At 56.0% G+C, this 22,151-nt stretch carries 18 protein-coding genes; 6 read left to right on the top strand and 12 right to left on the bottom strand.

Translation table 11 applies throughout. The features are described 5' to 3' along the window. Nucleotides 1-26 precede the first annotated feature (26 nt). The 3 genes from AB1I49_RS00805 to AB1I49_RS00795 form a co-directional block, all read right to left on the bottom strand. Complete coding sequence (locus AB1I49_RS00805; protein WP_316610798.1) at nt 27-1,007, bottom strand: aldolase catalytic domain-containing protein; 981 nt, start codon at nt 1,005-1,007, stop codon at nt 27-29. A gap of 286 nt (nt 1,008-1,293) precedes the next feature. Then, nucleotides 1,294-2,574, bottom strand: coding sequence for a dihydroorotase (locus tag AB1I49_RS00800; protein WP_407721156.1), 1,281 nt, complete (start codon nt 2,572-2,574; stop codon nt 1,294-1,296). Between the two features lie 8 nt (nt 2,575-2,582). Then, nucleotides 2,583-4,769 (bottom strand): hypothetical protein, encoded by a 2,187-nt coding sequence (locus AB1I49_RS00795; RefSeq protein WP_407721155.1) that lies wholly within the window; start codon nt 4,767-4,769, stop codon nt 2,583-2,585. A gap of 635 nt (nt 4,770-5,404) precedes the next feature. On the opposite strand from AB1I49_RS00795, the gene nagB reads away from it, so the two are divergent. The 3 genes from nagB to glmM are packed head-to-tail and all read left to right on the top strand — an operon-like array spanning nt 5,405 to nt 8,207. Further along, complete coding sequence (gene nagB / locus AB1I49_RS00790; RefSeq protein ID WP_316611195.1) at nt 5,405-6,196, top strand: glucosamine-6-phosphate deaminase; 792 nt, start codon at nt 5,405-5,407, stop codon at nt 6,194-6,196. Continuing rightward, entirely contained in the window at nt 6,196-6,858 is a 663-nt protein-coding gene (locus AB1I49_RS00785; protein WP_316610567.1) for an LbetaH domain-containing protein, read from the top strand. Before nagB ends, AB1I49_RS00785 begins: the two co-directional genes overlap by 1 nt. Further along, nucleotides 6,858-8,207 (top strand): phosphoglucosamine mutase, encoded by a 1,350-nt coding sequence (gene glmM, locus AB1I49_RS00780; protein WP_316611193.1) that lies wholly within the window; start codon nt 6,858-6,860, stop codon nt 8,205-8,207. Before AB1I49_RS00785 ends, glmM begins: the two co-directional genes overlap by 1 nt. 34 nt (nt 8,208-8,241) lie before the next feature. On the opposite strand, the gene AB1I49_RS00775 is transcribed toward glmM, so the two are convergent. From AB1I49_RS00775 to metF, 4 genes are all read right to left on the bottom strand, one after another. Beyond that, nucleotides 8,242-10,110 (bottom strand): polysaccharide biosynthesis protein, encoded by a 1,869-nt coding sequence (locus AB1I49_RS00775; RefSeq protein WP_407721153.1) that lies wholly within the window; start codon nt 10,108-10,110, stop codon nt 8,242-8,244. A gap of 108 nt (nt 10,111-10,218) precedes the next feature. Further along, the gene (locus AB1I49_RS00770; protein ID WP_407721152.1) at nt 10,219-12,606 is read right to left on the bottom strand and encodes a homocysteine S-methyltransferase family protein; all 2,388 of its coding nucleotides are present in this window, start codon (nt 12,604-12,606) and stop codon (nt 10,219-10,221) included. Then, entirely contained in the window at nt 12,584-13,237 is a 654-nt protein-coding gene (locus AB1I49_RS00765; protein ID WP_407721151.1) for a vitamin B12 dependent-methionine synthase activation domain-containing protein, read from the bottom strand. The genes AB1I49_RS00770 and AB1I49_RS00765 overlap by 23 nt, the downstream gene beginning before the upstream one ends. Next, nucleotides 13,234-14,097 carry a methylenetetrahydrofolate reductase [NAD(P)H] gene (gene metF / locus AB1I49_RS00760; protein ID WP_316610571.1) on the bottom strand — a complete coding sequence of 288 codons (864 nt, stop codon included), beginning with the start codon at nt 14,095-14,097 and terminating at the stop codon, nt 13,234-13,236. Before metF ends, AB1I49_RS00765 begins: the two co-directional genes overlap by 4 nt. 175 nt (nt 14,098-14,272) lie before the next feature. Between metF and AB1I49_RS00755 the strand changes: the two genes are divergently transcribed. Further along, complete coding sequence (locus AB1I49_RS00755) at nt 14,273-14,686, top strand: hypothetical protein (protein ID WP_316610572.1); 414 nt, start codon at nt 14,273-14,275, stop codon at nt 14,684-14,686. 48 nt (nt 14,687-14,734) lie between these two features. Here AB1I49_RS00755 and AB1I49_RS00750 read toward each other — a convergent pair whose 3' ends face one another. The 3 genes from AB1I49_RS00750 to AB1I49_RS00740 all read right to left on the bottom strand — a co-directional run bounded on the left by AB1I49_RS00750 (nt 14,735) and on the right by AB1I49_RS00740 (nt 17,880). Continuing rightward, nucleotides 14,735-16,213: a dockerin type I domain-containing protein gene (locus AB1I49_RS00750; protein ID WP_407721150.1), complete on the bottom strand. Its 1,479-nt coding sequence runs from the start codon at nt 16,211-16,213 to the stop codon at nt 14,735-14,737. 122 nt (nt 16,214-16,335) lie between these two features. Then, nucleotides 16,336-17,223, bottom strand: coding sequence for a hypothetical protein (locus AB1I49_RS00745; RefSeq protein ID WP_407721149.1), 888 nt, complete (start codon nt 17,221-17,223; stop codon nt 16,336-16,338). 111 nt (nt 17,224-17,334) lie between these two features. Next, complete coding sequence (locus AB1I49_RS00740) at nt 17,335-17,880, bottom strand: adaptor protein MecA (RefSeq protein WP_316610575.1); 546 nt, start codon at nt 17,878-17,880, stop codon at nt 17,335-17,337. A gap of 148 nt (nt 17,881-18,028) precedes the next feature. Between AB1I49_RS00740 and AB1I49_RS00735 the strand changes: the two genes are divergently transcribed. Then, a complete protein-coding gene (locus tag AB1I49_RS00735) occupies nt 18,029-19,558 on the top strand; it encodes an alpha-amylase family glycosyl hydrolase (protein ID WP_407721148.1) in 1,530 nt (509 codons plus the stop codon). A gap of 45 nt (nt 19,559-19,603) precedes the next feature. Here the strand turns inward: AB1I49_RS00735 and AB1I49_RS00730 are convergent, their stop codons facing one another. Then, nucleotides 19,604-20,029 (bottom strand): hypothetical protein, encoded by a 426-nt coding sequence (locus AB1I49_RS00730; protein WP_407721147.1) that lies wholly within the window; start codon nt 20,027-20,029, stop codon nt 19,604-19,606. Between the two features lie 113 nt (nt 20,030-20,142). Between AB1I49_RS00730 and AB1I49_RS00725 the strand changes: the two genes are divergently transcribed. Then, nucleotides 20,143-20,835, top strand: a complete 693-nt coding sequence (locus AB1I49_RS00725) for a DUF6291 domain-containing protein (RefSeq protein ID WP_316610578.1) — start codon at nt 20,143-20,145, stop codon at nt 20,833-20,835. Here AB1I49_RS00725 and AB1I49_RS00720 read toward each other — a convergent pair. Further along, complete coding sequence (locus tag AB1I49_RS00720; protein WP_407721146.1) at nt 20,832-22,148, bottom strand: DHHW family protein; 1,317 nt, start codon at nt 22,146-22,148, stop codon at nt 20,832-20,834. The genes AB1I49_RS00725 and AB1I49_RS00720 overlap by 4 nt on opposite strands. Nucleotides 22,149-22,151 lie beyond the last annotated feature (3 nt).

Here is a 22,151-nt window from a genome sequence, read left to right as displayed (position 1 = left end):
CTACCTCAATTTTCAATTTTTCATCATTAAGAATTAATAATGTCGTAAAGGTCGTTCGCGAACTTGTAGTAATCCTCGCGGTTGTCGCTGACGAACTGGATAGCGGGACGCGGGTGGGTGTTGTACTGACCCGTGAGCATGTACGGAATGTCGTAGCCCCATTTTACGCCTTCCTCGCGGAGCTTGTTCATGTTCTGCTGAACGAACTTGATGATCGGGTTGACCTTGTACTTCGGGTTCTTGAGGAAGCCGAGAAGCAGCTCGAGCGCGCAGTTGCCCGCGCCTCTGCCCATGCCGTTGACTGTCGCGTCGAGGTAGCTCGCGCCGTAAGCCATCGCGTCAATGGTGTTCGCAAAGGCGAGCTGCTGGTTGTTGTGGGCATGAATACCCGTGAGCTTACCGTACTTGTCGGCGATCTCTCCGTACATCTCGGCTAGCCTTCTGGCTTCCTCGGGATAGAGAGAGCCGTAGCTGTCGACGATGTAGAAGCATGAAACGGGAGTCTGACCGAGGATTTCGAGGGCTGTCTTGATGTCCTCTGTTCTCGCCTTTGAGACCGCCATGATGTTGATAGTGGTCTCGTAGCCCTGCTTTGCGCAGTACTCGATCATCTCGACCGCGGCGGGAATGGTATTGATATATGTCGCGATCCTGACGAGGTCGATCGGGCTCTCGTTCTTGGGGATAATGTCTGTTTCGAAGTCGGTTCTGCCGACGTCAGCCATGACAGCGACCTTCATTTTGGGGCTGCCCTCGCCGATTATCGCGCGGATATCGTCGTCGTTGCAGAACTTCCACTTGCCGAAGTCGTCCTCGTCAAAAATTTCCTTGCTCGCCTTGTAGCCGAATTCCATGTAGTCGACTCCCGCCTTGAGATTCGCCTTGTACAAGTCGCGGACGAAGTTGTCCGAGAAGCGGAAGTCGTTGCAAAGTCCGCCGTCGCGGATAGTTGCGTCAACGACGCGTATGTCCTGTCTGACGGACAGAAGATTACCTTTTTGTGCCATACTTTTCTCCTCCGGGCAGACAGCGCGGATTGTCGTCATATATCGGATGCCCGCGCCCGTCTGTGTGTATTATTTTTTACCGTTGCTATTCTCTGAGCAGCGTTCGTATATAACCCAATTTTTTTATCTCCGGGCAGACAGCGCGGATTGTCGTCGTATATCGGATGCCCGCGCCCGTCTGTGTGTATTATTTTTTACCGTTGCTATTCTCTGAGCAGCGTTCGTATATAACCCAATAATATAAATCGGGTGCGGGCAGAGCCCGCCCACAATTATTCTTTATTCTTTATTCTTTATTCTTTACTTCACTCTCAAAAACGACCTTGCCGCCGAGGATCGTCATCTTGACCTTTCCCGTCAGCGTCATGCCCTTGAAGGGTGTGTTTTTGCTCTTGCCGTGCAGCTTCTCAACGTCGACCGTCCATTCCTCGTTCGTATCGATAAGGGCGATATCGGCGTTCGCGCCGACAGCAAGTGTTCCTGCGGGGATACCGAGGATTTTCGCGGGGTTGAGGCTCATTTTTTCAACGAGCTGCGAAAGCGTCATCAGCCCTGTCTTTACGAGATATGTGTACGACACTCCGAACGAGGTCTCCATGCCTATCGAGCCGTTCGGCGCCTTCACGAAGTCGGATTTTTCCTCAACGGTATGCGGCGCGTGGTCTGTGGCGACCGCGTCCAATGTGCCGTCGAGAAGTCCCTCTGTTATCGCCTGAACGTCCTTTTCGGTTCGCAGGGGCGGATTCATTCGGTAGTCAGCGTCGCGCCTGAGAAGCTCCTTTTCGGTCAGCGAGAAGTAATGCGGCGCGGTTTCAGCCGTGACCTGCACTCCCCTGCGCTTTGCGTCGCGGATAAGCTCGACGCTCGTCGCTGTGCTGACGTGGCAGATATGTATCGGGACATTGTCAGCCGCCGCGAGAGCTATCTCGCGCGCTGTTCCGCAGTCCTCAGCCGCCGCGGGTATTCCCTTGACGCCGAGCTGTGCAGAGATCTCGCCCTCGTTGATCTTGCCGCCGTCCGCCAAAAACAAGTCCTCGCAGTGTGCGACTACCGTCATGCCGAGCTTTGGCGCGCGGTTCATCGCATTTCTGAGGTACGCCGTATTGACCACGGGTCTGCCGTCGTCGCTCAGTCCCACCGCGCCTGCCGCCTTGAGCGCGTCGAGGTCGGTGGGTTCCTCGCTCTTGAGTCCCTTTGTCACGCTCGCCGCGACGTACACCCTCGCGTCGGCGTTCTTCGCCTTGTCGAGAATGCAGCGCACGGTTTCGGGACTGTCGGTCGTGGGGTTGGTGTTGGGCATCGCGAGCAGGCTGGTGACGCCGCCTGCCGCCGCCGCGCGGCAGCCCGTGAGGATATCCTCCTTGGCGGTCTGACCGGGGTCGCGAAGGTGGACGTGCATGTCCACAAGCCCGGGAACGGCTGTAAGTCCCGCCGCGTCGATTACGTTTTCGGCGGTGAGGTCATTGCCGAACGCGGCGATTTTGCCGTCCTCTATCAGAATGTCGCATACGCCGTTCAGCCCGTCTGCGGGTGAAACGACCGTCGCGTTTTTAATAACTGTTTTCATCTGTACTCCTATCTTCTCTCGGGAGGTCTGCGCTTTTGCTGCGGTCTGCGCTGCTGTGAACCCGCGGGTCTGCGCTTCTGCTGCGGTCTGCGCTGCTGGCTGCCCGACGGTCTGCGCTGTGCCGAACCTGACGGTCTGCGCTGGGGTGAACCTGAGGGTCTGCGCTGCTGACCTGAGGGTGGTCTGCGGTCGTCGCGGCTGTGAACCTGTACAAGACCGCCGTTTTCTCTCTGCTGTCTTTCGCGCTGAGCTGCCCTTGCGCGCTGCTGTGCCGCGCGCTCGCGTGCGCGTCTGCGGCGCTCCTCCTCAGCCTTCTTGCGCTTCCTGATTTTATGCTTGCGCTTTATCAGGCGGTAGACATTTGTAATAAAGTAGCCGCAGTGAACGAAGAAATACTTCGCTCCCGCGAGGAAGCCCAGTGCAAAGCCCTTGAAGCCGCCTGACTTTTTCTTCTTTTTCTTTTTGGGCGCGGGCTCGTCGCGCTTTACCTTCTCGGCGCGCTTCTCCTCCTCGCCGATTACGTCGTACTCCTCGGCGTCCTGGATATCGCGGCTGCTGAGCACTCCCATGCTCTTGCGCGGCGCTTCCTCAAAGAAGTCGCTGCTGTCCCTGAACTTGTTGGACTTCGCGTCCTCGCGGACAAGCACCTCGTCGTTCATATATTCCTCGAGCTCGTCGGGTTCAGCCTCGGGCTCGCCGTCGTCATCATCGTCGCCGTCATCCTCGTCGTAGAATTCCCCGGCGGGTTCGGGCTCGGCGTTCGTCAGGGGCTTCGCGTTCTCCGCCGCTTCCTCAAACGCCTGCTCGAGCACCTCCTCGGCTATCGGCTCGGGCTCGGTTTCCGCTTCGGGTTCTTCTTCGGGAACAGGCTCGGATTCGGGCTGTTCAATCAGCTCGGGTCTGTCCGCTTCTATCACCTCGGCGGCTTCTTCAACCGGCTCCGCTTCGGGTTCGGGTTCTGCCGCTGCTTCAACCTCGGGTTCGGCTTCGGGCTCTTCGTCAGGCTCCGCTTCTCCGTCGGTGAAGTTCGCGCCCGCAAAGAAATCGTCCTCTTCGGGTTCCGCTTCTTCGGGCTGTGCCGCCTGCTTGGGCTGACGGACGTATTCCTTGACGACCTCGGGCTCCTCCCCGGGGACAGGCTCAGGCTCGGTCGGCAGTATCACATACGGCTCGTCGGTCGCGAATTCCTCGCCGAGCATTTCCGCGAGCTGTTCGTCAGTGAACTTGCTGCGCGGCTCGTCGTCGTAATCATCATAATCCTCCGCAACGACCTCGGGCGGCGTCTGCTGCTGTTCGTCGGGTACGGGCTGTACTTCTTCGGGCGCTGCCTCCTCGGGTTCGGGAGGTGCGGTCTTGTTCTGAACGGGAATGACCTTCGTCGCCGCGGGGTTGTCGTCGTCCGAGGGCTTGCCTGCTGTGCGGCGCGAGTACTTGCCCGAAAGCTCCTCGAGTATCTTGTCGTTTTCCTTCTGCTGCTTCTTCTGTGTCCTGAGCGAGCGGACGGTTTTTATTATAAGTATGAGCAGAACGAGGAGAACTATCAGCGCTGCCGCCGCTATCGCGAGGCAGAGCCAGTATTTCTGTAAAAAGTTCTTTGTGCCGAAGCTGACGCTCGATACCGCGGAGGTGAAGATATTGTAGTCGTCGTCGGTAGCGTCCTTGCCCGCGCGCTGGACGGTGAGGTTGATGCTCCTGCCGTCGTATACGGTGTTCGCGAGGTACGCCTTGACTCCGCCGACGTTCGTGTCAAAGCTCAGCCAAGTGACGGGCTTGCCCGCCTCGTCGATACGGCAGGCGGTGTATTCGGGCTGGCTGAGGAAATTGCGCGCGATATCGCCGAGCTGCTCGGAGGAGAGGAGATTGTAGTTCTCAAGCTCCTGCGAATCCGCACTCTCGGTCATACTGACGGTGACGGTCAGCGACGCGGTGCTGTCCATGCCCTGGAGATAGACGTTGTTCGAGTCCATCTGCGACATGACGGTATTGTAGTCAAGTCCGAAGAGCTTGAAATACTCCGCGCTGTCGGGCGCGTTTCGGTCGATGACCGTGATGTCCTCGGGCAGTGAAATATTCATGTCTCCGATTTCGGAAATGCTGTAGCTCTTGTCCGCCGCGAACACGGGTACAGACGCGCTGACGGCGACAACCGCGGAAAGTCCCGCCGCCGCGAGCTTCCTGACAATTTTTCCTCTCATCTTCCATTCCTCCATACAAAATACGGATAAATTTACATACAGATTTATTATAGTATATTTTGTCAGATGACGCAAGAGGAATTTGTGTTTAAATTGAAAATGAAAAATTGAAAATGGAAAATTAATGGTCGCTTCGCTCCGATTTGTGTTTTCGGGTTTGTATTTTCGGGCAGTTTTCTCAGGGACAGGCGAGGCATAAGCAAAAGCAAACGCCTGACCCGCCGTTTATGAAGCGTCAGAGTCAGATGAACCTCTCCAAAGGCGGAGAGAGCGTCCGATGACGCCGGAGATAGCGTCCGATGACGCCTTGACTTTTGGCTTTATCTATGTTAAAATTTTTATGTTTACCGTGGGTTAGTAGGTAAACCTCATTTTTGGGGCGGATTTGCGTAATCGCACGCAGTTCTCCCGCATAAAATAGTCCCTGCGGAAGGAGGACATTCGGACTATTAGCGCCGGGGCCCGAAAGGCTGACGAGGAATGGCGGTTATCGAAAGATTCGGCGGATGCCGCCACGGCGTTGGTGCGTCGTCAGAGAGGAACCAAAAAGCAGAATCAAAACTGTAACAAAGCTCCTCTTGTCACCGAAAGAATATGAACAGAATATGAAATAATAGAAATCGGAGATTTTAGATATGAGAGTTGTAATCCAGGATAATTACAATAAGATGTGCAAGTGGGCGGCAAACTACATCGCCGCCAAGATCAAGAACCACAAGGAAGAGCGTCCCTTCGTGCTCGGTCTTCCCACAGGCTCCTCGCCTATCGGCGTTTATAAGGAGCTCTATAAGATGAACCAGGCAGGCGAGCTGTCCTTTGCGAACGTAGTCACCTTCAACATGGACGAGTACCTCGGACTGCCCCACGAGCACGACCAGAGCTACTGGTACTTTATGCACGACAATTTCTTTAATCACCTTGTCGACATGAAGCCCGAGAACATCAACATTCTCAACGGCATGACCGACGACCCCGAGGGTGAGTGCGCGCGCTACGAGGAGAAGATCGCTTCCTACGGCGGCATCGACCTCTTCATGGGCGGCATCGGCGTTGACGGCCACATCGCCTTCAACGAGCCCTTCACAAGCCTCGCTTCACGCACAGGCGTGAGAAACCTCACCACAGACACCAGAATCGTAAACTCACGCTTTTTCGGCAACGACCCCGAGGCGGTTCCCGCTCAGGCGCTGTCCGTAGGCGTAGGCACCGTTACCGACTCCAAGGAGGTTCTCATTCTCATCAACGGCCACAACAAGGCGAGAGCTCTTGCCGCGACCGTAGAGGGTTCCGTCAGCCACAAGTGGACCTGCTCCGCGCTTCAGATGCACAACGGCGCTATCATCGCCTGCGACGAGGCGGCATGCGGCGAGCTGACTGTCGACACCTACAAATACTTCCTCGATATCGAGAAGAAGGAGAGACTTTAATGTATACTATCAAAGACATGTATGACCTCGATCATACCCTTGCGAAGGATTATCTTTCGCAGTTCACCTATCCGTGGGAGGCATTAAAGGGCATCAAGGACTTTATCCTCGAGCTCGGCCCCACACTCGGCGGCGATTACGAGCAGAGAGCCGAAGGCGTTTGGGTTCACAAGACCGCCAAGGTTTTTGATTCCGCTTACCTCGGCGCGCCCTGCATCATCGGCCCCGAAACAGAAGTAAGACACGGCGCTTTCATCAGAGGCTCGGCTCTCGTCGGCGCGAACTGCGTTGTCGGCAACTCCGTTGAGCTCAAAAACGTCATTCTCTTCGACCACGTTCAGACTCCCCACTACAACTACGTAGGCGACTCCATTCTGGGCTACTTCTCCCACATGGGCGCGGGTTCGATCACCTCGAACGTAAAGTCCGACAAGAAGCTCGTCGTCGTTCACAACGGCACCGAGAACATCGAAACAGGCATCAAGAAGTTCGGCGCAATGCTCGGCGACTATGTCGAGGTCGGCTGCAACGCGGTCTGCAACCCCGGCACAGTCATCGGCAGACACTCGAGCGTTTATCCCACCTCATGCGTCCGCGGAGTTATCCCCGAGAACTGCATCTTCAAGAACAGCGGCGTTGTTATAGAAAGGAAGGCTGACTGATGGGTAAGTATTTCGGAACAGACGGCTTCCGCGGCGAAGCCAACAAGAACCTGACATTTGAGCACGCGGTACAGATCGGCCGTTTCCTCGGCTGGTACTACGGCGCGAATCAAGGCAAAAAGGCGAAGGTAGTCATCGGCAAGGACACCCGCCGTTCCTCATATATGTTTGAGTACGCGCTCTGCACAGGCCTTATGGCGAGCGGCGCCGACGCGTACATCATGCACGTAACCACCACTCCGTCGGTTGCGTACATCACAAGAATCGACGACTTCGACTGCGGCATCATGATCTCCGCTTCTCACAACCCCTTCTACGACAACGGCATCAAGCTGCTCAACAGCAAGGGCGAGAAGATGGAGGAGGAGACCCTGCTCAAGGTCGAGGATTACATCGACGGCAAGCTCGAGATTCCCGTTGCCGAGAGAGCCGACATCGGCAGAACCGTCGACTATGTAGCCGGCAGAAACCGCTACATCGGATACCTCATCTCCATGAGCAAGTACAGCTTCAAGGGCAAAAAGGTTGGTCTTGACGTAGCGAACGGCGCGTCATGGCAGATCGCGAAGGGCGTATTCGACGCTCTCGGCGCAAAGACATACGTTATGAACGACAACCCCGACGGCTTCAACATCAACACAGACTGCGGCTCGACCCACATCGAGCATCTGCAGAAGTTCGTTGTTGACAACGGCCTCGACGTAGGCTTCGCTTACGACGGCGACGCAGACCGCTGCCTCGCCGTTGACGAGAAGGGCAATGTCGTTACAGGCGACCACATCATCTATATGTACGGCTGCTACATGAAGGAGAGAGGAAAGCTCCACAACAACAAGGTCGTAGCTACCGTTATGAGCAACTTCGGTCTGTTCAAGGCGCTCGACAAAGTCGGCATTGAGTACGACAAGACAAAGGTCGGCGACAAGTATGTTTACGAGAACATGATGCAGACAGGCAACAAGATCGGCGGCGAGGAGTCGGGTCACATTATCTTCCCGACCTACGCGACAACGGGCGACGGCATTCTGACCTCGCTCAAGCTGATGGAGGTAATGCTCGCGAAGGAAAAGCCCATGAGCGAGCTTGCGGCGCCGATGGTAATGTATCCGCAGGTGCTCAAGAACGTAAGGGTTGCTTCCAAGCCCGACGCGAAGAACGACCCCGACGTACAGGCTGAGGTCGAGAAGGTCGCGGCTGCTCTCGGCGAGAACGGCAGGATCCTGCTCAGAGAATCGGGTACAGAGCCCGTTATCAGAGTAATGGTCGAGGCAGGCTCCGACGAGGAGTGCGAGAAGTACGTTGATCAGGTCATCGACGTTATCCGCGCAAAAGGCCATATCGTAGGCTAAGATAAAAAGAGGTTCGGAAATCCGAACCTCTTTTTTAATGCTCATTATGATGGAAGGTGGGTACCAGATCGGCGAGCAGCTCGACTGTCCTGTCGGAGTCGTTCGCCTCTGCCGCCGCCTTGAGGGTGTCGAGCTTCTGCTCGAGCGCCTTGGGGTCGATCTCGATCTGGTTGCCGATGAATATTTTCTTGTTCGCCGTCGACTTCAGACCTTCCTCGTCCATCAGAAGCTCCTCAAACAGCTTCTCGCCGGGTCGGAGTCCCGTGAAAACGATCGGAACGTCCTTGTAGGGAACCTTGCCGTACATGCGGATAAGGTTCTCGGCGAGGGTCGTGATCTTGACGGGTGCGCCCATGTCGAGGACGAAGATCTCGCCGCCGTGAGCCATCGCACCCGCCTCGAGAACGAGAGATACCGCCTCGGGAATAGTCATGAAGTAGCGGATAATGTCGGGGTGGGTAACGGTGACGGGGTTGCCGCTCTCGATCTGTCTGCGGAAGAGCGGAATGACCGAGCCGTTTGAGCCGAGCACGTTGCCGAAGCGCGTGGTGACGTAGTCGGTCTGGTTGGAGTTCTGCGCCATGTACTGGATGATCATTTCGCAGGCTCGCTTTGTCGCGCCCATTACGTTTGTCGGGTTGACCGCCTTGTCGGTCGAGATCATCACGAACTTCCTGACGCCGTAGTCCTGAGCGAGCTTTGCGACGTTGAAGGTGCCGAAGATGTTGTTCTTGACCGCCTCCTCAGGCACGGTCTCCATCAGCGGAACGTGCTTGTGAGCCGCCGCGTGGAAAACCAGCTCGGGGTGGTACTGACGGAAGATCATCTCCATCTTGTCGTAGTCGCGCACCGACGAGATAAGCGTGACGAGATTTAGCGAGCTTCCGTACTCGAGCACAAGCTCCTGCTGGATATCGTAGGCGTTGTTCTCGTAGATGTCGACGATGATGACCTGCTTGGGATCGTATGCGGCGATCTGGCGCACAAGCTCGCTGCCGATCGAACCGCCGCCGCCCGTGATCATGCATACCTTGCCCTTGATGAAATCGCGGATCCTGCCGCGGTCGAACTCGATAGGCTTGCGTCCGAGCAGATCCTCAATCTTGATTTCCTTAGCCTGCGAGATAAGCTCCCTGCCCTCGCCGAAAAGCAGCTCGCTGAGGTACGGGATAACCTTGATGTCGCAGTCGGTTTTTGAACAGAAGTTGAGTATCTTTCGCTTCTCGTCCTCCTCGCAGGAGGGTATCGCGACGATGATCGTCTGTATATTGTGCTCGGTGCAGATGCGCTCGATCTCGGGCGTTGTGCCGAGCACCGGCACTCCGTCTATCCTCGCGCCCTGCTTTGTGATGTCGTCGTCGACAAAACCGACGGCGAGCAGGTTCTTGGACGGGTTGTTGTCGTCAAAATCGGCGTTGTGTATCTCGCGGACAATCATTCTGCCCGCCTGACCCGCGCCGACAATCAGCGTGCGCTTGGCGTTATCGCGGTAGCCCACGCCCGTCAGGTCGATGAACGTCCGCTTGAACAGGTAGCGGAACAGGAGTATTCCCAGAACCGCCACGATGAAGAACAGTCCCCATAATATCTTTCGCGGCCGCATGCCGAGCAGCATCAACAGGCCGTAGCTCATCGCAAAGCCGCCCGCGACCGCCAGACCGCAGATGATGTAGTCCTTGATGTTGAAGTACCGCCACAGCCGCGTGTACGCGCCGCATACCACAAGCGCGAGCTCGCAGGTGAGGATATTCACGGACATGAACAGCAGCAGAGTCCTGCTTGTCTCGGGAGCTATCCAGCCGACCAGCGAGAGCACGTAGTTCAGCAGTAGCCCGCTGACGATTATTATGAATATATCCGCAAAGAGCAATACCACCTTGCGGTAATTAAACTTTCTTTTCAATCCGATAAACCCCTCTTTCGGATTAGCATTTCCAACTTATCATTATACATTTTCATGACAATATTGTCAATTGTCATATTTTGTCCGCTGTTTTGGATAAAACAGGATTTACTCACCGAACACAAGCTTTGCGGTGTCGACGCTCTCCTTTGCGTCGCGGCAGTAGTAGTCCGCGCCGATTTTCATGGCGTAATCCGCCGTCAGAACCGCTCCGCCTACAAAAACCCTGACCTTACTTGTACCGTCGGGGTTTTGGAGCGCCTTTGTCTGACGGATAAGGGTGATGGTGTCCTCCATGCTCTTGAGGGTCGTCGTCATAAGGGCGGAAAGTCCGACCATTGTGATATTTTGCTCTACCGCCGTGTCGACTACGAGCTGAGGGTCAACGTCCCTTCCGAGGTCGATGACGGTGTAGCCGTAGTTGTCGAGCAGGGTCTTGACAATGTTCTTGCCGATGTCGTGAATGTCGCCCTTGACTGTGGCGAGAATGATCTTGCCCTTGCTCACGCCCGCGCCGCCCGATTTGGCGAGGTGCTTCTTTATCACCTCAAAGCACGCCTGAGCGGTGTTCGCGCTCTGGATAAGCTGCGGCAGAAATATCTTTTTGTTCTCAAAGTCCGCGCCTACCCTGTCGAGGGCGGGGATCAGCTTCTCGTTAACGATCGCCATAGCGTCCTCTGTTTCGAGCAGCTTTTCTGTCGCCGCGGCGCCTTCGTTTTTCAGTCCGCTGTAAACGGCGGTGGAAAGGTCGGTTTCGCCGTTCTGCGGCTTTGCGGCAGGCTGCGCCGGCGGTGCGTCGTTGTAGGCGGCGACAAAGTCGTTGGCGTTCTTATCGTAGCCCGAGAGAACCCTGAACGCGCGCACAGCGCCCGACATGACCTCGATGTTCGGGTTGAGGATAGGCAGGTCAAGCCCCTGCTCGAGCGCCATCGTGAGGAAGGTTGAGTTTACAAGTCCGCGGTTCGGCAGTCCGAAGGAGATGTTCGACACGCCCAGGACGGTCTTGCAGCCGAGCTCCGTTTTTACGCGGTGAAGCGCCTCGAGCGTCTGGCGGCACGCCTCCTGTTCGGCGGAGACCGTCAGGGTCAGGCAGTCGATGTACACGTCGCGCCTGTCGATGCCCAGAGCCTCGGCGCGCTCGACGATGCGCTTTGCTATCTCAAAACGGCCGTCGGCAGTCTTTGGAATGCCGTTTTCGTCCAGGGTCAGTCCGACGACAGCCGCGCCGTACTTCTTTACGAGCGGAAGCACCTCGGAAAGGCTCTTTTCCTCGCCGTTGACGGAGTTGACGATGGGCTTGCCGCTGTAGCAGCGCAGTCCCGCGTCGAGCACCTCGGGCTTGGTTGAGTCGATCTGCAATGGCGCGTCGCACACGCTCTGGATTGCCTTGACGACGCGAACCATCATGCTCTTTTCGTCGATCTCGGGGTGGCCGACGTTGACGTCGAGCAGCTCGGCGCCGCCCTTGAGCTGGACGAGAGCCTGAGAGAGAATGTAATCTATATTGTTGTCGACGAGCGCCTGCTTGAAGATCTTCTTGCCCGTCGGGTTTATGCGCTCGCCGATGATGCGCGGTGCGTTGATCTCGACGACCCTGCTCGCGCTGCACACCGAGGTGTCGGCAGTACGCGGCGAGGGCGTGTATCTCTTATCCGCGAGCATTTCGCGCAGCTTTCCGATATATTCGGGGGTGGTGCCGCAGCAGCCGCCCGCGATCTTCACTCCGTAGGGCAGCAGCGCCTCTACGCACTCGGCGAAACGGTCGGGTAAAATATTGTATTCGTTGCTGTTGGGGTCGGGCAAGCCCGCGTTCGCCTTGACAACGAGAGGAAGGTCGGTATACCGAGTCAGCTCGGCGACAACAGGCTCGAGCTCGTCGGGGCCTAAGGAGCAGTTAACGCCGAGAGCGTCAACCCCGAGTCCGCTTGCGGTTAACGCGAACGCCGCAGGTGATACGCCCGTGAAGGTTCTGCCGTCGCGCTCGAAGGTCATTGTGGCGATAATCGGCTTGTCGGAGTTCTCCTTCGCGGCGAGGATAGCCGCCTTCAGCTCGAGGAGGTCGGTCATCGTTTCAAAGACGATCAGGTCAGCGTCACATCCTGCCTCTATCTGCTCCTTGAAGAAGCCGTAAGCCTGCTCAAAGGTCATCGTGCCCGCAGGCTCGCAGAGCATACCGACGGGGCCTATGTCGAGAGCGACGAGAGCCGCACCTCCGGCGGCGTTCTTCGCGATACCGACAGCCGCGGAGACGATCTCTTCAACGGAGTGACCGCTGCCGCCGAGCTTGTAGGAGTTCGCTCCGAAGGTGTTGGTGTAAACCACGTCCGCGCCCGCGTCGATATAGGCGCGGTGGAAGGACGCAATGAGTTCGGGCGAGGTGATGTTGAGCGTTTCGGGCGAGTGGTCGTACTTCGCGCCGCTCTTCTGGATCATCGTGCCTGTCGCTCCGTCGAGCAAAATAAATTCTTTTGTATTAAGTAAGGTTCTGAAATCCACAGTGAGACCCCTTTCTTCGGTAGGCGCAGGTATCGCGCAGGCTGCAAACGGCGCAGCCTCGTCTGCCGCGCGGTACGGGTTCGCCCGAGATACCCGCGACGGCGGTGACGGACTTCGCGGGTGTGAGCAGGAAGCTCTCGGTCACGGTCAGTCCTATCTTGCGCGGCGCGTCGAGAAAACGCAGGAATTCGCGCTGTAATTCTATCGGGTAGTCGCCGTAGCCCGGGCTGAAACGGTAGGTGAAATAACAGCCCTCCATCTGTTCGGCGAGAAGCCTGTCGACCTCAGCGCAGACCTGTTCTGTCATAGCGCTGGCGAGAGCGTCTATCACAACGGCGCGCGGCATGTCGGAGATCTGGCTGACGCGGATAAGCCTGTCCGCCTCAGCGCCGAGGGTCGCGCAGAACACGACCGCCCTGTCGCAGTCCGCGAGGTGTTTTTTGATATCCTCACCCTGACTGAGCCAGTCGCAGGGCAGGTCTGTGACACGGTAGAGGTACTTCGGCTTTGCCGCCTTGAGCAGAGCGGCCTCGGCTTCGTCGAGAAGCGCGAGCATTCGCCCGTCAGGCTCGCCCGCACCGCCGAGATATCGCAGCGCCTCTTCCCTGTTGATATGCGTAATATTTATCATAAGAGATTGGACACCGCCTCGGTTATGCGGCGCGCAACGTAGGGATTGTTCATTGTATAGAGGTGAATGCCGTCGACGCCGTTCGCGATGAGGTCGACGATCTGCTCGACCGCGTAGGCTATGCCCGCGTCGCGGAGGGCTTCGGGACGGTTCTCGTAGCGCTGCATCACCTTGGTGAACTTCGAGGGCAGGCTCGCGCCGCAGAGAGATACCATGCGCTCGATCTGAGCCTTGTTGGTGACGGGCATGATTCCTGCCTCGACCGGAACGTCGATCTCGGCTATGCGCATTCTCTCGATGAAACGGTAGTAGCTGTCGTTGTCAAAAAAGAGCTGGCTTATCAGGTGCGACGCGCCCGCGTCGACCTTCTTCTTGAGGTTGAGAATGTCCTCGACCTCGTCCTTCGCCTCGACGTGACCCTCGGGGTAGCACGCGCCCGCGATGTCAAAGCCGCCCTTTTTGGCGATGTACTCGCACAGCTCGGAGGCGTAGCGGAAGTCGTGCTTCGGCTCAACGCCGGGTACGAAGTCGCCGCGCAGGGCGAGAATGTTCTCGATGCCGTTTTCGCGGAAGTCCTCGAGGGTGGAGTCGATGTCGGCTCTCGAGCTGTTGACGCAGGTGAGGTGTGCGACGGACTCAACGCCGAAGCCGTGCTTGATCTTGGACGCGATCTCGCAGGTGCGGCTGTGACCGCCCGTGCCGCCCGCGCCGTAGGTTACGCTGATAAAGTCGGGCTTTAAGGCGCATATCTCCTCGAGCTTGCCGTAGACGGACTCTATCGGCGAGGTTTTCTTGGGCGGAAACACCTCGAACGAGAACACCGTTTTGCCCTTGTTTTCAAATAAAGACGTTATTTTCATATTTATTCCTTCTTTTCGGGTTGTAGCTGTAAGTGTAAATTTCTTTTTATTATAACATTTCCGCGGCGGGATTACAAGAAAAATACAAGAATTTTACCTGTCATATCGCAAGTTATAGCTTGATTTAAAAGGCAAAAAAGCTATAATGGGTAAAAAAGCGAGAGGAGCCGTCCGAATGATTTGCAGCAAGTGCGGAACAAATGTAATCGACAAGGATCGCTGTCCTGTCTGCGGCAACGTTTTGCGCGAGAAAGTCGTGGTATTTTCAGAGGGCAGCTCAAACGAATTCGACGAAATCGAGAACCTCGCCCACAGAGAACAGATCGTAAAAATGACCGTGCTGACGTTTGTGCTCGCGGCTGTCGGCGTGCTCGTGTCGTTCCTCTTTGTCTTTGAAGAATACAAGATCTTCGCCGTGTCCGCAGGGACGGTGCTCGCACTCGGGTCGATGGTGCTCGCCTTTGTCACGGGCTCGATCTCGCGCAGAATGCGGCTGAAGCTCAGACGGACATACATCGCTACGGCTGTTTCGTGCGCGGCAGTGGCGTGGTGTATATTCACTGTCATAATCACCGTTCTCGGAAACTGAATAACAATAACAAAAGCCGGCTCAGACGAGCCGGCTTATATTTTTGCCTTACTTTGCTATTTCGTACTGGATCGCGGTTACGTCGTTGACGGTGATCTTGCCGTCGCGGTCAAAATCCGCCTTGATCGTGTTTGTTGCGTCGAACTTAGCCAGATCCGCGACCTTCTTCTGAATCATTGTCGCGTCGACTACGTTGAGCAATCCGTCTCCGTCAACGTCACCCATCATGAGGCAGCCGCCGAGCTCCGCCAAGGTTCCCGAGGAATTAGCCTGAGCCGAATCGTTGCCGTAGAGCTTGCCGCCGTCGATTTTAAGTCCGAAGAGCTGGTTGCTGCCCGAATAATCCGCGAGCTTGAGGTTGATGCCCGACGCCGGGTCGTAGACATAGACCGCCTTGGGCATGTTGTAATAGAGCAGACCGCTGTCTGAGCAGAGGTTAGAGTAGCTGCCGACATAGTAGTTGTTGCCGTTTGAGCGCCAGTGGGCAGCCCAGAAGTCATCTGAATCCTGAACCGCGGCGCCGAGGTCAGCCACGGTCGTCATCTCGTTCCGGGCGGTGTAGGTGACGAGCTTTGTCTCGGACTCACCCTTCGCGCAGTAGATACCGTAGATGGCGCCCTTGACCATGCAGAGCTGAGAATCCATGTTGTGGATATAATAGTTATCGTATGTGGTGTCCGCGGACGGATTTATCATGTAGTAGCCCGAGTGGTTCGGGAAGGTGCTGTCGCTGAAGAGGAAGTACTCGTGAGAAACTCTGCCCGGGAAGTCCGTGCCCTCCTCGGCGGAAATGGGGTCGTCCCAGGTGATGTCGACCTGATAGTACTTTCCGTCGAGCCGGATCTTCATCCACTCGTGGTTCATCGAGCTTGAGGTGACAAGCTCGGACTTGATGCCGAGCTGAGCGAGCAGGAAAGCATATGCGCGCGAATAATCCTCACACTTGCCCCAGCCCTCGACCATCAGGGTGTAGGGAGTGCCGCTGACGCCGTCCTTTGCGACAAAGTACTCGCTGTTCATGACGATAGCGTCGTGGAGAACAAGAGCCTTTGTGAAGTCGTTCATCGAGTCGTCGACGAGAGAAAGATATCCGTCAGCCTTTGAGTAGAACTTATCGAGCATGGCGTTGAGCTCTGAAACGGAGCTGACGTCATAAGAGAGCAACAGCGACGAAGTGTAGTTGACGCCGCCTATCGTCTTGTAGCTGTATCTGTACTGGAGGTCGACAAAGAACAGCTCGGGATAAACAGCCCTGAGAGCCGCGAACAGCGAGCTGAGCTCACTCTCGGTCAGCCTGTAATCAGAGATGTCGATATTGCTTTTGAGCTTGAGCGCGCCGTCGCGGACGGTTTCGAGCGCGTCGAGGTGGTTAGCGACGAACGAGGCGTCGCTGTCGGACACGGCTATATCGATCATACCGGACTCAGTGGGAGCCGCGGCAAAGGCAGAGACTGCCATTGTAACGGTGAGCAGCGCGGCACATAAAAAAACTGAGACGGTTTTTATTATATTTCTACGAATTTTCATACACATCACTCCTTTTTCTTATTTTATCATAAAGGCGTGAGTATTGCAACAGTGGAAAGAAAAAAATCAGTGGGCAGTTGGAAATATAAATCGGAGCGAAGCGACCCTTAATTTTCAATTTTTCATTTTCCATTTTCAATTAACGAAGTGCCTTCCTGCTTCATTCTTATGTAAGCGATGTCGCGCTTCCAGTCGCTTCTGTACTTTGTGTAATGCGAGTCAAAGCGGTTGTGGTAATGAAAAACGTAGGCGTCGATATCCATTGAAGCGACGATATTTCCCGCCGCACGCCAAAAGAACTCGTGGTGGTCTATCATGCGGATATTGTCGTCGTAGCCGACCGACTTATACTTGTCCGTCCTCGCGAGGAAGATATTCGGAACCTTGCCCATGACGTAGTGGCGGTCGTCGAGCTTTGTCCTGTGCGGAATAAGCAGCGGCTTGGGCGCGTTCTTCATTGAGAACTTGTTATACGCCTTTGCTCCTTCGCGCGCTGGTCTGAGCAGCGGCGCGCTGCACGCCTGTACGCCGACCAGATCGACCTCGGGGTGCTGCCTGAGAAACTCAAGCTGACCGTGTATGTTTGTAAACGGAGTGAGCAGGGTATCGTCGTCCATTCGCATTGTGAACGGAGTCTGCGACTGCTCAAGCGCTCTGCCGATGCCGTAGCTCAGTCCCATGTTGAACGGAAACTGCAGAACCGTCAGCGAATCGCCCTTGAGTCTGAGCGGCTTGCGGCTGTCGTCGGCGATGATGACCCTCGCGCCGGGGTAGTAGTGCTGAATATTGCGGTAGAGCCGCTTTGCCATGCCCTGTCGCTCGAAGGACTTGTATATGAAGGTGACGTTTTCGCTGACCGCGCGCGCTTCGCCGGGCGAAGGCTTCCCGTGACCCTGCAGCTTCCACTTGACGCTCAGAAGGCGGTACTGCCCAACGATGAAGATGTTGTAGAGCAGGGTGAAAAACGGCGAGAGCGCGGGCGAACACATCAGCTTGTAAATCTTTTTCATTGCGTGGACTTCCTTTCGGTGATGCAACAATTATAGCACAAATTTCCGAAAGTGTCACACCTTTTTGACTTTAACCTTAATTTTTAATTTTCAATTTTCCATTTTTCATTTTCAATTTACAAAGTGTCTTCCCACGGTCTGGACAGCGCACCTCGGGCAGAGCGCCTTTCCCCTTTCGCCGAGGAACGCCGCCGTCAGTCCTCGGCACCGCGAAGCGTTGTACTCGCTGAGCAGCACCCTCGCGCGCTTCGGAAGCGCAGGGTAGCTTAGCACGAGATAATAAGCGCCGGAGTATGAATAGAGCGCGCTGCGCGGCAGCACGAATCCCGAGCGGCAGAGCTGACCGAGGCAGTCGGTCATTTCACCCGCGCGCGAGAAGCGGTAACAGAGCGTGGCGGTTTTGCGCAGGTACTTTTTGCCGCCGACGGTGACGAGCAGGTAACAGCTTGAGCCGAAGGACAGCGCCTCGACCGTGAGGCTCCTTCCCTCGGCGCGGATACCGCCGCGCCTGCAGGCGGTGCGGCTGAGGTTTGAGAGAGCGCGCATGGACGGACTGTCCTTGCCGCCGATAGAATCTATGTCGAGCGAGAGCGTTCGCATGTCGTCGCCGTCCAGAATGATAAGTACGCGGTTGCCGCTGAGCCTGTTGACTGTCATAGATAATCCTCCCCGTCGTCATACACCTCATTCTATGCCAAAAAACCTGTCCGCGCAAGTGATTTTTCTTGGAAAAACGATTGCCAAACGCCGCATGATTTGTTACAATAAAAGTGTACAAAAATTTATTCCTGAAAGGGTGATTATTATGCCTACTTGGCTCAATGACGCGGTTTTTTATGAAATCTATCCGCAGAGCTTCTACGACTCAAACGGCGACGGCATCGGCGATTTGCAGGGTATCATCGAGAAGCTCGACTACGTAAAGGAGCTCGGCTGCAACGCGCTCTGGCTCAACCCCGTCTATGACTCTCCGTTCATGGACGCGGGCTACGACGTGCGCGACTACAAGAAGGTAGCCCCGCGCTACGGTACGAACGAGGATTTGGTGCGGCTGTTCGAGTGCGCCCACGCAAAGGGCATCAAGGTGCTGCTCGACCTCGTTCCCGGTCACACCTCAGACCAACACCCGTGGTTCCTCGAGGCGAAAAAAGCGGCGAAGAACGAGTTCTCCGACCGCTATATCTTCACAAAGACCGTCTGGGACGCTCCGCCCGAGTACCGCATGATGTGCGGCATCTGTGAGCGCAACGGCAACTACATGGTCAACTATTTCAGCTCTCAGCCCGCCCTCAACTACGGCTTCTATGAGGTCAGCCACCCCGAGTGGCAGCTTCCCGCGGGCGACCCTGCCTGTCAGGAAACCGTCGAGGCTATCAAGGACATCATGCGCTTCTGGCTCGACAAGGGCGCCGACGGCTTCAGAGTCGACATGGCGGACTCCCTCGTCAAGAATGACGACGACAAAATCGCAACCTCGCGTATCTGGCGCGGCGTGAGAGATATGATGGACAAGGACTATCCCGAGTGCGCGCTCGTTTCGGAATGGTGCTGGCCTGAGCGCTCAATCAACGATTCGGGCTTCCACATGGACTTCTACCTCGACCACTACGGCAACGGCTATTCGCGGCTGTTCCGTTTCGGCGAATGGGGCGACCTCGCGGTGTTCAACAAGAACGGCAAGGGCAAGCTAAAGCCCTTCACCGACGAGTACCTGCCCAGATATAACCACACAAAGGAAAACGGCTACATCTGCTTCATGACGAACAACCACGATATGCCGCGCGTCACCGCATACCTCGACAAGCAGGCTATCAAGCTCGTGAACGCGTTCATCTTCACCATGCCCGGCGTGCCCTTCCTCTACTACGGCGACGAGATAGGCATGCGCTATCAGGCTGACCTCGTAAGCAAGGAAGGCGGCTTCTCGCGCACAGGCTCGAGAACTCCGATGCAGTGGTGCGAAGGCAAGAACCTCGGCTTCTCGACGAGCGACGAGCCTTATCTGCCCGTCGACAAGAGCGCGGACGCGCCCACAGTCGAGAACCAGAAGGACGACCCCGACAGCATTTACCGCGTAGTGACCGACCTCATCGCCCTGCGCCATAAGTACGCCGACCTCCACGGCAACGGCGAGCTTGAGTTCATGACGAGCGGCGACAGCCTCGCGTTCGCATACCGCAGAGGAAGCCTTGTTATGTACTTCAACCCGACAAGCGAGTATTTTGAAATCGACACGCGCTATGACGGCGACGTTGTATACAAAATCGGTCAGGCTGAAATCAAGGACGGCAAAATCAAAATGCAGCCCCAGAGCTTCTTGCTCGTGGAGTCATAATCAAACGAATAAAACGGAGAGCAAATCGCTCTCCGTTTTTTGCTGTCACACAAACGCGCGCAGCTCGCGGATATGTTCCTCCTCGGTGTCGAGCAGCTTCTTTGCGAGCAGGGTCACCGACGAGTCGCGGCGGTCGTATTCGCGCAGGTTGTGAACGAGCTTGTTCACGCCCATCGTGCTGCCCTTTATCATCATCTCCGCAACGTGCGAGGGCGTGTTGTCGCGGCGCAGGTCTACCTGTGCGCTTATCCTCGTCATCGTCTTTGCCATAGGGCTGATGTGGCGCACGCTCTCGCCGCGGTTCCGCAGCATCTTCCCTGCCGCGTGATAAATCTTTCCGTACCGCGTGAGCTGGGTGCATAGAAGATCGTCAACCGCCTTGTTGTCGATTCGTTTACGTACCGCGGTCACGCCCTGACAGCCCATCTCGGCGTTCTGCGCTATGCATTTGAGCATTTCGATATCGTTCATATAATTCACCTCGGGGTTAGTATGGGCAGGAAGGCGGAAGTTTATACCAATCCGCTTGCATAAAACTATGCAATTATCTCTCCTTTCGCGGGATTAGTGAAAGGGGATTTTTTATGGCTGAAAACAAGGCGCCGAGCTTCTTCCACCTCTACCTCGACTACGATGAACAGTTCCGGATGCTCTCCGACGCGCAGGCAGGTATGCTCATAAAGGCGCTTTTTTCCTACGCAAATGACGGTGAGGAGCCTGATTTTGACGACCTGACCGTCAAGCTCTTCTTCTCTATTCTGAAAAAAAGCATGGACAGGGAATTTGAGAATTATCAGAAGATCTGCGAGCAGAACAGAAAAAATATAAATAAGCGTTATACGGGCGTATACGACCGTAGACAAGAAGAAAAAGAAGAAGAAAAAGAAAACAAAGACGAAGAAGAAAACGAAGAAGAAAACGAAAAAGAAAACGACGGCGCGTCGTTTGGCGAGAGCGTTCTCTCTCAGTTCAACGGAATATGCGTCAGGCTGCCGAAGGTCAAGAGGCTGACTCCGAAACGGCTTGAGCGCATAAAAGAAGCCCTGCCGCACTTGGACGGCGAGGGCTTTGAAGGCTTGTTCAGACGTGTGGCGAGGTCGGACTTCCTCTGCGGCTGCGGAAAGAAGGGCTGGAAGGCGAGCTTTGACTGGGTCATGAACCCCGACAACATCGTGCGCGTCCTCGAGGGAGAATTTGACCCGGCAGAGTCGCCGCCGCTTGCTTCAAGCTACGATATCGACGAGCTCGAGGAAATCAACACTCTCGACGGCTATTAGCTGACCCAGACGAGGTCTGTGTCGGTCGCGAAGTTGTCGATTCCGTAGAGGACTATCACGTTCTTGGCGTTCTCGCTCTTGGCGAGGTCTGAAACGCTGAGCTTGTAGTAGCGCATATCGACGAGTATCACCTTGCTGTAGTTCTCCGCGAGGAACGGCGCAAGGCAATGGCTGAAGCTGTCCTTGACGAGGATTACCGTACCCTTGTCAGCCGCCTTGGTGTTGGTGATTTCCGTAATGGCGTGGTTGCCGTCGAGGAATACGGGGTACTTGTCATCCTCGCTGAGGTGGCTGTAGAAGTACATCGAGTCGCTGTGCTTGTTCTCGGTGCCGTCGGTGATGTCGACGCGGATATTTATCGTGTTCTTCGGGTTGCTCCAGACCTGAATCTCGTCGGGCTCTGTGAGCCAGAAGCCGCTCGTCGAGTAGGTCGTGCCGTAGAAGTTCGGGTATATCTCGACGTTGAGCGCGGACTTCTCTATCGGCTTCTTGCCAAGCGATTCGCATAGCTTTGTGTAGCCGAGGTAAGCTCCCGCGGTCGTCCAGTGGTGGTCGGTGCGGTAGTAGAGCTGCTCGCCCCCGGAATACGCCTGTTTGAAGCTCTCGCGCAGGTCGACGAAGGTCATGCCGTTCTCCTCGAGGGTGCGCTTGGCGGTATTGAAATAGCGGTCGTCGTTGTAGCGGTCATGTATCATCGGCAGCTTGTCGTTCGCGATGTAGCCCGTCGAGGGCGCGAGCATCACGGTGACGGGTATCTTGCCGAGGTTCTGCTTGAAGTCGACGATAGCTGAGAGGTTCTTCTCGACGCTGTTCTCCGTGGGTACGGGCTTGTTGATGAGGTAGCCGTCGGAGCAGTTATATACTCCCGCCGCGCCGTTGTTGCCCGTGCCGAGGGCGTAGTAGGCGTTGAAGCCGACCCAGAGGTTGCGCGCGGGGAAATGGTCGGCAAAGTAGCTCTCGAACTCCTCGCCGAACTTGCCGCTCGAAACGCTCTGGACGGTGACCTCGGGGAACTTCTGGAGGTAGCGCTTCTCGGAGGAGCTGTAGTCGTGCTTGGGGTTGAAGATGAACCAGATCGCAAGCCCGAAGATGAACGCGAGAAACAGAAACGCGGGCAAAAATCTCAGCTTGCCGCTCTCCTTGTTGACGACAGGCTCGGAATCGGCGTAGATTTTCGCGGAAAGCGCCATCGGATCCTTGCCGTCGCGCTCGGTGCGGTAGATCCGCGTCTTGCCGTTGTCGTCCTCCTTGCTGAATACGCGCGTCTTGTCGTTCTCGATTATATTTTGAATTGACTGAGGTGTGTGTTTCATTTT

Origin of the sequence: Ruminococcus sp. NATIVEDY160 (assembly GCF_045819885.1) — a bacterium.
Classification (GTDB): Bacteria; Bacillota; Clostridia; order Oscillospirales; family Acutalibacteraceae; genus Ruminococcoides.
The sequence above is the reverse complement of the archived record's forward strand: the minus strand, read 5'-3'. Positions and strand labels throughout refer to the sequence as shown.